The 13,780-nt window shown below is 30.9% G+C and carries 11 protein-coding genes and 1 pseudogene; 5 read left to right on the top strand and 7 right to left on the bottom strand.

The window, feature by feature from the left end:
* Window positions 1–70 precede the first annotated feature (70 nt).
* Window positions 71–889 (top strand): DUF6503 family protein, encoded by an 819-nt coding sequence (locus AC0L4B_RS17080; protein WP_473437969.1) that lies wholly within the window; start codon window positions 71–73, stop codon window positions 887–889.
* A gap of 110 nt (window positions 890–999) precedes the next feature.
* The gene (locus tag AC0L4B_RS17075; protein ID WP_473437968.1) at window positions 1,000–1,803 is read left to right on the top strand and encodes a DUF6503 family protein; all 804 of its coding nucleotides are present in this window, start codon (window positions 1,000–1,002) and stop codon (window positions 1,801–1,803) included.
* Window positions 1,804–1,889: 86 nt separating this feature from the next.
* Here the strand turns inward: AC0L4B_RS17075 and AC0L4B_RS17070 are convergent, their stop codons facing one another.
* The 3 genes and pseudogenes from AC0L4B_RS17070 to AC0L4B_RS17060 all read right to left on the bottom strand — a co-directional run bounded on the left by AC0L4B_RS17070 (window position 1,890) and on the right by AC0L4B_RS17060 (window position 7,342).
* Window positions 1,890–3,185, bottom strand: a complete 1,296-nt coding sequence (locus AC0L4B_RS17070; protein ID WP_473437967.1) for an amidohydrolase family protein — start codon at window positions 3,183–3,185, stop codon at window positions 1,890–1,892.
* A 60-nt stretch (window positions 3,186–3,245) separates the two neighbouring features.
* Window positions 3,246–6,236, bottom strand: a complete 2,991-nt coding sequence (locus tag AC0L4B_RS17065) for an amidohydrolase family protein (protein ID WP_473437966.1) — start codon at window positions 6,234–6,236, stop codon at window positions 3,246–3,248.
* Between the two features lie 84 nt (window positions 6,237–6,320).
* Window positions 6,321–7,342: pseudogene (locus AC0L4B_RS17060) on the bottom strand (DUF3810 domain-containing protein).
* A gap of 304 nt (window positions 7,343–7,646) precedes the next feature.
* Between AC0L4B_RS17060 and AC0L4B_RS17055 the strand changes: the two are divergent.
* From AC0L4B_RS17055 to AC0L4B_RS17045, 3 genes are all read left to right on the top strand, one after another.
* Window positions 7,647–8,186, top strand: coding sequence for a phospholipase D-like domain-containing protein (locus tag AC0L4B_RS17055; protein ID WP_473437965.1), 540 nt, complete (start codon window positions 7,647–7,649; stop codon window positions 8,184–8,186).
* 50 nt (window positions 8,187–8,236) lie between these two features.
* Window positions 8,237–8,521 (top strand): hypothetical protein, encoded by a 285-nt coding sequence (locus AC0L4B_RS17050; protein ID WP_473437964.1) that lies wholly within the window; start codon window positions 8,237–8,239, stop codon window positions 8,519–8,521.
* A gap of 128 nt (window positions 8,522–8,649) precedes the next feature.
* Window positions 8,650–10,110, top strand: coding sequence for an aminoacyl-histidine dipeptidase (locus AC0L4B_RS17045; RefSeq protein ID WP_473437963.1), 1,461 nt, complete (start codon window positions 8,650–8,652; stop codon window positions 10,108–10,110).
* A gap of 683 nt (window positions 10,111–10,793) precedes the next feature.
* Here AC0L4B_RS17045 and AC0L4B_RS17040 read toward each other — a convergent pair.
* The 4 genes from AC0L4B_RS17040 to AC0L4B_RS17025 form a co-directional block, all read right to left on the bottom strand.
* Window positions 10,794–11,366 carry a hypothetical protein gene (locus AC0L4B_RS17040; protein ID WP_473437962.1) on the bottom strand — a complete coding sequence of 191 codons (573 nt, stop codon included), beginning with the start codon at window positions 11,364–11,366 and terminating at the stop codon, window positions 10,794–10,796.
* Between the two features lie 257 nt (window positions 11,367–11,623).
* The gene (locus AC0L4B_RS17035) at window positions 11,624–12,241 is read right to left on the bottom strand and encodes a hypothetical protein (protein ID WP_473437961.1); all 618 of its coding nucleotides are present in this window, start codon (window positions 12,239–12,241) and stop codon (window positions 11,624–11,626) included.
* 157 nt (window positions 12,242–12,398) lie between these two features.
* On the bottom strand, window positions 12,399–13,118 hold the full coding sequence (locus AC0L4B_RS17030) for a hypothetical protein (protein ID WP_473437960.1): 720 nt from the start codon (window positions 13,116–13,118) through the stop codon (window positions 12,399–12,401).
* Between the two features lie 208 nt (window positions 13,119–13,326).
* On the bottom strand, window positions 13,327–13,674 hold the full coding sequence (locus AC0L4B_RS17025; RefSeq protein ID WP_473437959.1) for a hypothetical protein: 348 nt from the start codon (window positions 13,672–13,674) through the stop codon (window positions 13,327–13,329).
* Window positions 13,675–13,780 lie beyond the last annotated feature (106 nt).

Genomic DNA, 13,780 nt, shown 5'->3' with positions numbered 1-13,780 from the left:
AAGCTTTTTTATGTAAGTTATTGTGATTAATTTAGACTAAGTATAAAGTACTAAACCAATTTATTTTAAAATGAAACATTTATTTTACACCTTATCTTTAGGGTTATTATTGTTTTCTTGTAAAACAGAAACAAAAAAAGAAACAACTACAGTTGCAGAAGAAACGACTAAACCAGAAACTAAAAAAGTAGTTAAAGAGACTAAAAAATATCCAGAAAACTTGGTTAAGGTTTTTGATGCACATGGAGGCTTGGACGTTTGGAAGTCTATGAGAACTTTAGAGTATACTGAAGAAAAACCAGATGGTAAATTAATTACTACAACAGATTTATATAACAGAAAAGCGTTATTAGATTCGCCAAAACACGCAATAGGTTTTGATGGAGACAAACCTTGGTTGTTAAATAAAACAGATGAAGAATATAAAGGTTACGATCCTAAATTTGGATATAATTTAATGTTCTATTTTTATGCGATGCCTTTTATTTTGTCTGATGACGGAATTACATTTTCTGAAGCTGAAGCATTAACGTTTGAAGGAATAACTTACCCTGGAATTAAAATATCTTATGATAGTGGAGTAGGAGCAACACCTGAAGATATTTATGTACTGTATTATAATGCTGAAACTTATACAATGGAATGGTTAGGTTATACAGTTAATTTTGTACCAGGAATTGATACCAAAGAATTACACTTTAGACGTTATGGAGATTGGCAGGAAGTAAGTGGTTTACTTTTACCAAATACAATTACAGGTTATGGTTTTAAAAATGACCAACCTACAACTCCAAAAAAACCAAACGTTTTTACTGATGTGAAATTATTAAAAACAGCTCCTGATGCTGCTATGTTTGTTAAGCCAGAAAAAGCAGAATTTGTAGACTAAAAAATTCAACAGATTATATATTTAAAAGCTTCAGTTTAAAACTGAAGCTTTTTTTGTAAAGAAACAGAAGTATTATCGACTATAACCAGAATTATAAAACAATAAATTAAATGAAACACTTACTTTACACATTATGTATTGCATTGCTTGTTGTATCATGTAAAAATGAGACGCAGTCAACACCTAAAGATTCACCAATGCCAAAAGCGGTTACTAAAACAGTAGCGACTAAAACTTATCCAGAAAATATTACTAAAGTATTTGATGCTCATGGTGGTATTGATAGCTGGAATGCATTAAAAGCTTTAGAATTTACTATTACAAAACCAACAGGTAAAGAAGTAACCACTGTTAATCTAAAAACAAGACAATCTGTAATTACTATGCCAAATCATACTCTAGGTTTTGATGGCAACAATGTGTGGTTAGATAGTAAAAATGATGAAGCTTATAAGGGTAACCCTAAGTTTTACTACAATTTAATGTTTTATTTTAATGCAATGCCTTTTGTTTTAGCTGACAACGGAATTAATTATGAAGACACTAAACCATTAGAATTTGAAGGGGTTACGTATCCAGGAATTAAAATTAGTTATGATAATGGTATTGGATCGTCTTCTGACGATGAGTACATTGTTTACTACAATCCTGAAACATTTAAAATGGAATGGTTAGCCTATACCGTTACTTTTAATACTAAAGCTAAAAGCGAAAAATGGTCATTTATTAAATACGGAAAATGGCAAACCATTGAAGGTGTAGTTGTACCAGATACATTAACATGGTATGTAGTTGAAGATAATTTACCTGTTAAAAAGCGTAATGATTTACCTTTTACTGATGTTAAATTATTTAAAACAGCACTTCCTGTAAGCACATTTGCAAAACCAGAAACTGCTAAAATAGTTGAGTAATTTTACTGAAAACAATAAAAAGGCGACCCAATGGGTCGCCTTTTTTATTTAACTATGAGTTAGTATTACTAAAACTGAATACAGCTTTAGTTTTTCTTATACTTATTTGAGTAACGTTTGTATAATTCTGTTTGATGAGTTTCTAAACTTACATCACGACCTTGTATAAACGCTTTGTCAAGTTTGTTGGTTCTCATGTCTAAAGCATCACCTTCACTTATAAAAAGGGTTGCATCTTTACCAACTTCTAAAGATCCAACACTATCATCAACACCTAATATTTTGGCAGTATTTAATGTAATTAAACTTAATGCTTGCGCTTTGGTTAAACCATGTGCAACAGTTGTACCAGCTAAAAACGGTAAGTTTCTTGTATTCATACGCTCCATATCTCCAGCGTTTTCTAATCCAACTAAAATACCATCATTTACTAATTGTGTTGCTAGTTTGTATGGTAAATCATAATCATGATCATCTCCATTTGGTCTAGAATGTACACGTTGTAATAACACAGGTACATTGTGTTGTTTTAATAAATCACTAACATTATTAGCTTCATAACCACCAACTATTACAAGGTGTTTTACATTTTGTGTTTTAGCAAAATTGACAGCGTCTGTTATTCCTTTTTCATAATCTACATGTACAAATAGTTTTTTACTACCATCAATCAAACCATGTAAAGCTTCAAACGGTAAGTCTTTAGGACTGGTTTTGTTGGCATTGTATGCTTTACTTTGTGCAAAGTAGTTAGAAAGTTCTTCAACTTCTTTTGAGTAGTTTTTGTTTTCTTTTAAAACATTAGGTTCTCCTAACCACCAACGACCTCTAGAATAATTTCTTGGCCAATTTAAATGAATTGCATCGTCTTCTTTAATAACAGCATCTTCCCAGTTCCAAGCATCTAATTGCACAACACTTGACGTACCAGAAATACGTCCACCTCTAGGAGTAATTTGTGCCATCAAGACTCCGTTAGGTCTCATAGATTCTACTATTTTTGATTCTGTATTATAAGCAATTAAGCTTCGTATGTGTGGATTCATTGCGCCAACTTCGTCCTCGTCATCACTAGCTCTAACAGCATCGACTTCTACCAAACCTAAAGTAGCGTTTGGTGCTATAAAACCAGGATACACATGTTTACCTGATGCAGTAATAATATTACCTTTTCTTGCAATTTTTGTATTGGCACTTCCAACAAAGGTTAGTTTACCGTTTTCAAAAATTATTAATGAATTTTCAATGACTTGACCGTTGCCTATATGTGCTGTAGCACCTTCAATAGTAATGGCTTGAGATTGTTTGTCTCCTGGTGTTTGCTGGGCAAAACTAATTACCGAAATCAACAACGCAAGGATTAATATATTAAGTTTTCTCATGATTTATTATCGTTTTTATTTCCGCTTAAAGCGAAAAATTTATGAGTGTTTTTCTGTTTACTAATGGATGTGTTGGTGATCAATAGAGTCGCAATGCAATAATTCTTTCTCCTTTTTTTCAATAGGTTTTGTTTTTAAACCTTTGTTTTTAGCATCAAGCATTAACATTGTTAATTCGTTTTTCTCTTTTTTGATAGCCTCTCTAAGTTCTGCATCACGTTTTAAATCAAAATAAACAGCACCTTCAATGATTGTTTTTTCCGCTTTAGCGTAAATAGATAAAGGGTTATCTGTCCATAATACAACATCAGCATCTTTACCAACTTTAATACTACCTACACGATTGTCAATATGTAATAGTTTTGCAGGATTTAAGGTGACAAATTTCCAAGCATCTTCTTCGCTAATGTCTCCATATTTAACAGATTTTGCAGCTTCTTGATTTAGACGTCTTGACATCTCTGCATCGTCACTATTAATGGCTACTAAAACACCTGCATTATGCATGATTGGTGCGTTAAAAGGTATGGCATCATTAACTTCATATTTGTAAGCCCACCAGTCAGAAAATGTAGACCCTCCAGCACCATGTTGTACCATTTTGTCTGCGACTTTATAGCCTTCTAAAATATGTGTAAACGTGTTGACGTTAAATCCATATGCTTCACAAACCTTCATTAACATATTAATTTCGCTTTGCACGTAAGAGTGACAAGAAATAAAACGTTCTTTATTTAAAATTTCTGCAATAGTTTCAAGCTCTAAATCTTTACGGTAAGGTTTACCGCTTTTTTTAAGAGCATCATATTCTTTTGCACGTTGGAAGTAGTCTGTAAAAACTTGTTCTACACCCATTCTGGTTTGTGGAAAACGTGTTTTAGCATTGTCTCCCCAATTTGATTGTTTTACATTTTCTCCTAAAGCAAATTTTATAAATTTAGGACTGTTTGTGTACACTAGGTTATCAGCTTTTTCACCCCATTTTAATTTAATAATTGCTGAGCGTCCACCAATTGGATTGGCAGATCCATGTAAAATCTGAATACTTGTTACACCTCCAGCAAGGTTACGGTAAATGTCTACATCTTCAGCATCAATAACATCTTCAATAGTAACCTCTGCGGTACTGTTGTGTCCAGCTTCGTTTACACTTTCTGTCGCAATATGCGAGTGTTCATCAATAATTCCAGCAGTTAAGTGTTTACCTGTTCCGTCAATAACAGTTGCGTTACTAGCACTTAGATTTACACCTATTTTAGCAATTTTTCCGTTTTTAATTAAAACATCAGTATTTTTTATAATGCCATCTTTCTCATTAGTCCAAACCGTTACATTTTTAAACAATAATGTTTCTTGCTGTGGAAGGTTTTCTGTACCATAAGCCATGTTAGGGTAGGTAACAGGATACATTTTTGGTGTGTCTGTTTTTTTATTCTTTTTATCTTTTTTACTACCTTTTTTATCTTCTTTGTTTTGTTTGGAAGCAAAAAAGGTTGTTTCGTTTCCGTTAGGATAAAAGACCTTACCATTTAAAGTGTTGGTATTAGTAACATGACTTACAACTCTAAAAAACTCTTTTTTGGTAGTGTCTTGTGTTGCAAATGTTAGTTGCATCCAGTTTTTATCAAAACTAATTTTTCCGTCGTAAGCTTTAGTATCGGTTTTAACCTTAGATTTAAGTTTTTTAATATTACCAGTAATTTCTAATTGGTAGTCTGTATTGTCTAAATTAAAAGTGTAATTACCACGTAAATCCGTGGTGTTCATGTCAGTTAGTTGGTCTTTAATACCTGTAATCCAGTTTTCATAAATTGTAGTTTCTTTATCAAAAATATCTCCAGAGGTAATTAAAAAGTTAGCATAAGCACCAGACTTAAGATGTCCTAATTCTTCAGATTTTCCTATTATACTTGCAGGAACAGAAGTTAATGCTTGTAATGCAGTAGTTTTATCTAAACCATATTTTATAGCTTTTAATAAATTAGGCATTAATTGTTTAGCGTCTTTTAACTTATGAGTAGTTAAAGCAAATGTGATATTGTTTTCTGCTAAAATTTTAGGATTAGCAGGACTTTGGTTCCATGCTTTTAAATCTTCTAAACTAACAGATTGCGCTAACAAAGGATCTTCCATATCATAAGCAACAGGAAAATCTATTGGAAGTACAAATTTTGCATTTGTATTTTTGATGTCTTTAATAAGTTCAAACTCGTCACCACCACCAACAAATACATATTGTATACCAAATTGGTCGCCTAATTTGTCAAAACGTAAAGCGTTGACTTTTTTTCCTGCATTGAAAAACTGAACCAGATTTTTGTTAGCTATATACGCCTCTAAAGCTCTGTCTTTTTGTTTAATATTACCTTTTGCATACCAATCTGCATCATGATTAACTTGACGTAATAAAGCCATAGTACCCATTAAAGATGTTGGGTAAGCTTGTCTTGACGTTCGGCTTTTTGAAGTACTAGAAAACTGTCCCACTTTTTGGTCTAGTAATCTAGTAGCATCATTACCATTAGCAGCTAAAGTAACTAAAACTCCAGTCCCTTGGATAATACCATCATCAATATGTGACGTTACAACACCAAAACCAGCTTTACGTAAAGCTTCTGCTTTTTTGCTGTCAAACTTAAAATGATCTACAGCGTTTTGGTCAGGTCTAATGTGGTCATTCCAATAGTAACCTTCACGACCAGCATCATACTGAGGGTTTCTTCTGTTACCAGGAGTGCTGCTTGGTTTTTTAACACCAAAATCAGAATAGATATCAATAAAAGAAGGATAGATAGTTTTACCAGAAATATCAACAACAACAGTGTTTTTAGGGATAGTAACATTGTTTCCGCTAGAGACAACTTTACCATCTTTTATTAGTAACGTTCCGTTTTCAATAACTTGATTTGCAGTGACATAAATTTTAGCATTTGTAAATGCAGTGTAGTTAGAAGTGTTAGTTTTAACACCATCATTTTTAGGTACATACTCCTGTGCAAAAGAAAAATAACCACACAGCAGTAGGCTTAATATTGCCCATTTTTTAATCATTTGTTGATAGTTTAAGGTTGTTTAAACCTTAAATATACGCAATAGCCAATATGCTAAACAAACGTTAAAAGCTATTTTAACGTTTTATATGGGTTTTCCGTCTAGGTAATTAACTAATAATGCAACGACATAACTATAGCTGTCCATACCCTTAGATTGGTTGTTTGCTTTAAGGTAAGAGGTGTATGTAGATCTAAAAAGGGTTCTAACGGATTCATATACTCTAACCAAAACTGTCTGCTTTCTTGGAAATTTTTTATAATCCCTTTATTTATGTCGGCTAATAAGGTATCATACAATTCAGGATCACGTTTATAGACTTCGCCTAAACAATGTCTTAATCCAAAAGTGTAACCAGAATATTTAAAATATATATTGTGATTACTAATAGTCGCTAAAAAAGCGATAAAATTGGCTTCGTTTTCTTTTGCATAACCTAATTGGTGTGCAACTTCATGTGCAGAAGTCGTTGGGTATTTGTATACAGGAATAAGGTAATTAACCTGAGCTTCATGTGTTAAAGGGTTAAAATAACCAGCAAAACCCATATAAGCTTGAGGATAACTAAACAGTGATTTTTTTAAACTCTTAGGATGATATGCCAATTCTGGAAAATCATTTTTTAAGACCTCGTAACTTGTTGGCGTTAACTCTAAAATTTCTGACCTTGTAAATGGTAACACCACTTTAATACTATCATTTTTAACAATATCTAAATGTAAAGCATTAGACTTATTTATAAGGTGTTTAGTCACCTTAATAAGTTGTTCTGTAGTATAGTCGTCTTCAAGATCTAAGGTTTTATGTAAAGCAACTCTATGATAATTTAAACCCCAAAATAACTGAAAAGCAATAAAAATAATACTAACAGTAGCACCAACATCCAATAACCAGTTGACAGTGTCTTTCCAGATGCGTTTAAAATTTAGAATTAACCAACGGATTGCATAAATAATAGAAAAACCTAAAAAAACATCACCAATACTAAATGGTATCCATCCTAAAGTATATCTAAACAATTTAGCTATAAAAGGGTAGATGCCTTTACTGTAAATAACTTCGACTGTTTCAGGGTAATTAGTCGCTAGTTTTACAACAATGTACATTGGTATTATTAGTAAGACAACCCAAAGTTTTTTGTTTTTAATCATAACTCAAAAATAATTAAAAATTAGGACCAATCACTTAGGTTTATTTAAAAGGTTTCTACCTGCTGTCCGTTATATCTTTTTTTGCAAAAAAGGATGCCACTACCATCAGGAGTAGCGACTAAGGTTGTTTTGTATTTGTAATGGTATGCTAAGTAGTTTAAAGATTTGAAAAACATTCGATATTGAGGAGTCATTGAAGTATAAATCAATTTATATTTCTACTTTTAAAAATTCAATAAAAATAAACTGTTGTAGAGTAATGAAATTTATACCACCATTAGAAATAGCTTCTAAAATTATGACTTTAATTGAAGAGTCAAATAATGAGCTTATTTTAGTTTCACCATATGTTGAATTGTCAAATTGGAATAAAATGAAAAAATGCATTGATCGAGCATTAAAAAGAGGTGTGAAAATCACTTTTGTAGCGAGAAAAAATGCTAAGCAAAATTTAAGTTTTTTGAAACAATCAGGTATAAAATTAATTTTAGTAAATGATTTACACGCTAAACTTTATGTAAATGATAGTTATGGAATTGTGACCTCTCAAAACATTGTATTCTATTCAGATATTAACTCTATTGATATAGGATACAGAACAATTAATCCTGAGCAAAGATTAGAGTTAATTGACTTTATAAATAAATATGTTTTAAATAATAGATTAGAAGTAGATGATAAAAAATCTATTAAAATTTTAGATATTAACAGTACAAACAAAAAGGTAAAACTAACTTTAAATCAATTAGAAGAATTGTCTGTTTTTTTAACAGAAAATACAATGAAATTAAATTTGTAACAACAGATTCTTATCTTTTTAGTAAACACTTAATTTCTTTTGCTGATGTTATGATTAATGGAAGTTATACTATAAAAACTCATAAAAAAAGAAATGAGAATATTAATGAGTTTATAGATGAGATTATAACATTTGATTTAAATCTTCAAAATCAATTTGAAGTTAAATTGGATTCAGAACATAACAGGTTTTATTATATAAATTTCTATCCTAAAGAAAATTTTCAAATAGAAGGATTAATTAAAGACTTTTGTTTAATTACAGAAGCTGTTGTAAATTCTAAATATGCTAATCGAACAGTAAAATCTGAATCAGTATTAATTATTAATCGTTAATATTATTTGTTGTTTACATCTTTTTTAAGCTTTTAGTTGTTTATAATAGCCAATATTATTTCTAAGCTAAAAAGGTTTCTAAATGCCTATGCAATTTGTATTTTTGTACTTCAATTAAAACAACACAAATGAGTCAAGACGTTAGGGCTTTAGAGCCAAAAGCATTATGGAATAAATTCGCAGATTTAAACGCAGTACCTAGACCTTCAAAAAAAGAAGAACGCGTTATTAAATTTATGAAAGACTTTGGGACTAATTTAGGTTTAGAAGTTATAGAAGATGAGGTAGGAAACGTCATCATTAAAAAGCCAGCAACTGCAGGTATGGAAGATCGTGTGACTATTGTAATGCAATCGCATTTAGATATGGTACACCAAAAAAATGCTGATACCGATTTTGATTTTGACACACAAGGCATCCAAATGGTAGTGGAAGGTGACTGGGTAAAAGCAAAAGGAACAACACTTGGTGCAGATAACGGATTAGGAGTGGCAACCATTATGGCACTTTTAGAAAGTACAGACATACCACATCCAGCTATTGAAGCTTTATTTACTATTGATGAAGAAACAGGTATGACAGGTGCAATGGGACTTAAAGGTGGTTTGTTAACTGGAGGAATCTTACTAAACTTGGATACAGAAGAGGATGATGAGATTGGTGTTGGTTGTGCAGGAGGTATTGATGTTACAGCAACAAGAACCTACGAGCAAGAAGAAACACCAGAATTTAAAATAGGTTTTGAAGTAACAGTAAAAGGCTTACAAGGAGGACATTCTGGTATGCAAATACATGAAGGTTTAGGTAATGCTAATAAAATAATGAACCGTTTATTATTTGATGGTTTCGAAAACTTTGGTTTACGTATCTCTGAGATTGATGGTGGAAGCTTACGTAATGCAATTCCAAGAGAGAGTAGAGCAGTAGTTGCTATTGATGCAGTACATGAAGCCGCTTTTGTAAACGATATGCAATTATTAGCAGATAGCATTAAAACTGAACTTAAAACCATGGAACCTGATTTGGTTGTTGAGGTGTCTAAAACCGAAACTCCAGAATCTATTATGGATCTTGGTGTGCAAGAAGGATTAACACGTGCTATTTATGCTGCATTAAATGGCGTGTATCGTATGAGTGCAGATATTCCGGAATTGGTAGAAACTTCTAATAACATTGCGCGTGTAATTGTTAAAGATGGACACGTTAAAATAGGGTGTTTAACGCGTAGCTCTGTAGAAAGTAGTAAAATGGACTTAGCTAATACGTTGCGTGCTGCATTTGAGCTTACAGGTTGTGAGGTTGAATTGTCTGGAGACTATCCAGGTTGGACACCAAATATGGATAGCTCGATATTAAAAGTGTTAGATAATTTGTATCAAAAATTAAACGGAGAAAAAGCACATATTGCTGCCTGTCATGCTGGATTAGAATGTGGTATTTTAGGACAAAATTATCCAGATATGGAAATGATTAGTTTTGGACCAAACATTAAAGGCGCACACAGTCCTGATGAGCGTGCACAAATATCGTCTGCTCAAAAATATTGGAAATTTGTTTTAGAGATTTTAAAAGAGATACCAAAAAAGTAATCTTTTAAGCGTATTTTAAATAACATAGAAAAAGCACAATCTTAGGATTGTGCTTTTTTTGTGATTTATTTTATTTGTTCAAGGGTTTGTTTAAAATTAGTTGCGTTGGTTTAGTGTATAAGACAATGAATGTAAATTGAATATGCCATCCAATAGAATGCTAAAACTAGGCTAGAACCTATTAACTTGGATATTTGCGTCTTAACGTTACACGCTTAAATTGCTAAATGGTCTATTAGGGTTAGTACTTACTGACTAACTAATATTATGCTATAAACTTGCTATAAGCACTTTATAACCATGCTATAACCACGCTATAACCTATATTTGAATATTATGTAAACCTTTGTTTTATAGGTGTTTAGTTTGAAATGTGATGATTTTATAAAATAGACAGAAATTATACCTTTTTTGGGACTTTTAAGTGATATAAAATTTTATTATTCGAAAAGGAAGTATAACACTACAGCTAGTCTTTCAAAGTGATTTTTAAGCAATTGATAGCTAGAGAAAGATGTGAAAATTAAGTGTTGATAACCGTTTGGAATACACTATTAAAACAAGCTTTTTTTAATAGTAAATCAAGACTAAGTTATGATAATAATTATAGAAGTTTTTTATTAAAAAATTAATGAGGTTTTACTTGTTTTTTGCCACAGTACTTTGTTGTGCGTTCGGCTTTGTTACATAGACCATAAGTTCCATTTTGTTTTTACAGCATTTGGGTTGATTAATTTTATTTTCTCATAAAAAAGAGGGAAATTTTTATTCCAGATTGTAAAGTTATGAGCAAATTTGAAAACGATTTCTTTATCATTTTCTTGTTTTATTTTTACTTGCCAAAGTCGCCGATTATTGATTTCGATAGACGTTTTTTTAATTTCTACAATATCACTAATTTTAAAAACTGCTTTTTTAAAATTTTTGTTTATTGCGTAAAAATTATTATCATCAAAGTAAAATTCATAGTCATTTATGAGTTTTTTTTCAAGTCCAAATAAGAAAGGTCTTGTCGATATTCGTTTTAGGTTGTCAAAATCAGAGCTTGCTATATTGTTGTAGCTTATCTTGTTATTGTTTGGCTTGAAACCAAGAATGTGTTTTTTATAAATTTCTCTGATTATTAAAACTGAAAATGCTAAACTAATTGCTATAATTATAAAAATGTATGAATCGCCAACTTTCTCCGTATTTAACGTTAGAGTCAAATTGACTAATATATAAATTATAGATAATATTATTATTTTTTTTACCATTTTGGTTTCGATGCGATTTTTCAAATGTTTGTAAACGTGTTTCGTTAGTTTGTAATAAATTATATTTAGATAGAAAAAGAGGAGAACTATAACGTGTTTTAGAACACTAGGTCCATGACACCTACCGGTTATGTATATGGTTTGTTGCGTGATTTAAGCGCTAAAGTTAGCAAATAAATCACAGATAGAAAGTCCGCGAGGACTTTCGTAAATAAGCTAAAAACAAGCAATTAATTTTATACGGTGTTAGCAAATCGTTATTTTCTTTTCCATTTAACTCCACTCCAAATAATTCCTAATGAAACTAAAATTAAAGCAAAACTCACAAAATTAAATTTCTCATCCGTAAACGATTTGTAAATTGTTCCAATCACAAATAAAATCGACATAATTACAGCAAAGTAATAACCCTGTTTAGATTCGAAAAACGACTTTTTTCTTTCTATTTGTCCGTTATTATATTTTAAGAGTTTTGAGTCAATATTATGGCATAAATTCACAAATTTCTCGGAATTACAGAAATTATCATTTGAGCTTAATCGGACTGTTTTTCCGTTTTTGAGCCTAAATTTTATTCCAGCTCCTTTCATCCAATGAATTTTATAATATTCTAAATTTTTAAAATCAACATTTTTATTATTCCATTCCAACTGATTTGATGTTAATTCAAAATCTGAAACTTTTACTATAAACTTCTTTTTTAATAAATAGAAATAAATTCCAGCGAGAACAAGAGCTAAAATTCCTTTTAATAGCCCAAAACTCATAATTCTATTCAACACGAATATTATTCCAGAAAAGACAGCTACTGTTGAACCAAGTAAGAATAGTAATTCAAATTGGTTTGTATATTCAACATTTTCGTGTTTCCGCATTGTTTTGTGTAATGTTTGCCAACGTTGTTGTATAAGATTAGTTGCGTGTTTTAAGCACTAAACTTAGCAAATAAATCACAGATAGAAAGTCCGAGAGGACTTTCGTAAGTAGGCGAGAAACCAGCAATAAATTATATACGGTGTTACCCACAGGCTTTTATTCCCAAATATTTTCTAATTTAATTTCTTCTCCAACTTGTCTCGATAAAGATGCAAGTAATCTTTCGAAAATCTCTTTTTGCATTTCAACAACTTTTTCTAAACTCTCTGTTGAATTAAATTCATCTAATGACTTTTGGAATTCATTATCAACATCAGCTTTTTTTGAAAGATCAGAAATTAGGCTCGAAAAATATTCATCAAGTATTTCTTGAACAGCATAAATATGAGAACGTCTTATGATTAAAACTCTGTCTGGTGGTCCATTTTCAAATTCTGGACTTTTTGTATGTTCAGTCATTAATTCGAAACGACCCAAAATATCCAATAAATCGTGAATTTCAAATGTCAGTTCAGGAATAATTTCACTTTCTTTTTCTGCAACAACTTTGAATTTTATTATTTCTTCTTCAAAATTGTCAATTTTGTCAATCATTTGAATTAGAGCAAAATCGGGAACATTTTCAACACCATTTTCCGCAAATAGCATTTTATGTTTTACATATGAATGATAAACTTTTAATAGATTTCCTAAAACTCGATTATAAGCTTTTGATTTTTCTATTTCGTTCTTTTCAGATTGAAGTTTGAAGTTCCTTTTATTATTAACTACTGTAAAAATTAATGTTCCGATTGCAGATAGAAATCCCAGTATTCCAATAAAGATTGAAACTGTTGCTGTTGTATCATTAAATATTCTGTCTTGTATTTCAGTCACGATGTTTCTTTAGCTTGTGGGTAACGTGTTTGTATAAGAATAGTGCGGTTTTGTGTGCGAGGATTTTCCGAAGGAAAATCAGATGTAACAAAAAAGCACGACACTTTGATTAAGCACTAAACTACGCATTATTTTTATACGGTGTTGGCAACCGTTTTTTATTCAGATTATTAATTTTAAAATTCAACATATTATGAAAAATATTAATTCATATTTTTTTCAATCGTTCGTTTTCTTTCTCCAAAGTTCGCACTTGATTCTGAAGGTCGAGTAAATAAGTGGACATTTCTGATATTGTTTCAGATTGTTTTGATTGCGTGTCAATTATTCGGTTTATGGATTCGTTATAGTTAGGTTTATCAACTAATAATTCAGCAGCAATAGGAACTAAACTAATAACAATGGCAGCAATAGTCAAAAATATTGAAATTTTATACTGCTTATCAGATGTTTTTGATTGTATTTCAGCAGTCTTTAATTGCGAATCTATTAAATCACGAATTTCTATTTGTGTTTTTTCAGAACCGCTTAATAAATCAAAAGTAGGATAGTTCATGTTTTTAAGATTATGAGTGAGTAATGGTTGCCAACGTGTTTCTTTAGTTTGTAATAAATTATATTTAAATAGAAAAAGAGGAGAACTACAACGTGTTTTAGAATAT

The organism is Olleya sp. NP1-10, assembly GCF_055804415.1.
This window is presented reverse-complemented; position numbering and strand designations above follow the sequence as displayed.

What these genes read in the sequence shown, in the direction of transcription:
- AC0L4B_RS17080 (WP_473437969.1), top strand. Translation starts at nt 71, where the DNA reads ATGAAACATTTATTTTACACCTTATCTTTAGGGTTATTATTGTTTTCT.
- AC0L4B_RS17075 (WP_473437968.1), top strand. Translation starts at nt 1,000, where the DNA reads ATGAAACACTTACTTTACACATTATGTATTGCATTGCTTGTTGTATCA.
- AC0L4B_RS17070 (WP_473437967.1), bottom strand. Translation starts at nt 3,185, where the DNA reads ATGAGAAAACTTAATATATTAATCCTTGCGTTGTTGATTTCGGTAATT.
- AC0L4B_RS17065 (WP_473437966.1), bottom strand. Translation starts at nt 6,236, where the DNA reads ATGATTAAAAAATGGGCAATATTAAGCCTACTGCTGTGTGGTTATTTT.
- AC0L4B_RS17055 (WP_473437965.1), top strand. Translation starts at nt 7,647, where the DNA reads ATGAAATTTATACCACCATTAGAAATAGCTTCTAAAATTATGACTTTA.
- AC0L4B_RS17050 (WP_473437964.1), top strand. Translation starts at nt 8,237, where the DNA reads ATGATTAATGGAAGTTATACTATAAAAACTCATAAAAAAAGAAATGAG.
- AC0L4B_RS17045 (WP_473437963.1), top strand. Translation starts at nt 8,650, where the DNA reads ATGAGTCAAGACGTTAGGGCTTTAGAGCCAAAAGCATTATGGAATAAA.
- AC0L4B_RS17040 (WP_473437962.1), bottom strand. Translation starts at nt 11,366, where the DNA reads ATGGTAAAAAAAATAATAATATTATCTATAATTTATATATTAGTCAAT.
- AC0L4B_RS17035 (WP_473437961.1), bottom strand. Translation starts at nt 12,241, where the DNA reads ATGCGGAAACACGAAAATGTTGAATATACAAACCAATTTGAATTACTA.
- AC0L4B_RS17025 (WP_473437959.1), bottom strand. Translation starts at nt 13,674, where the DNA reads ATGAACTATCCTACTTTTGATTTATTAAGCGGTTCTGAAAAAACACAA.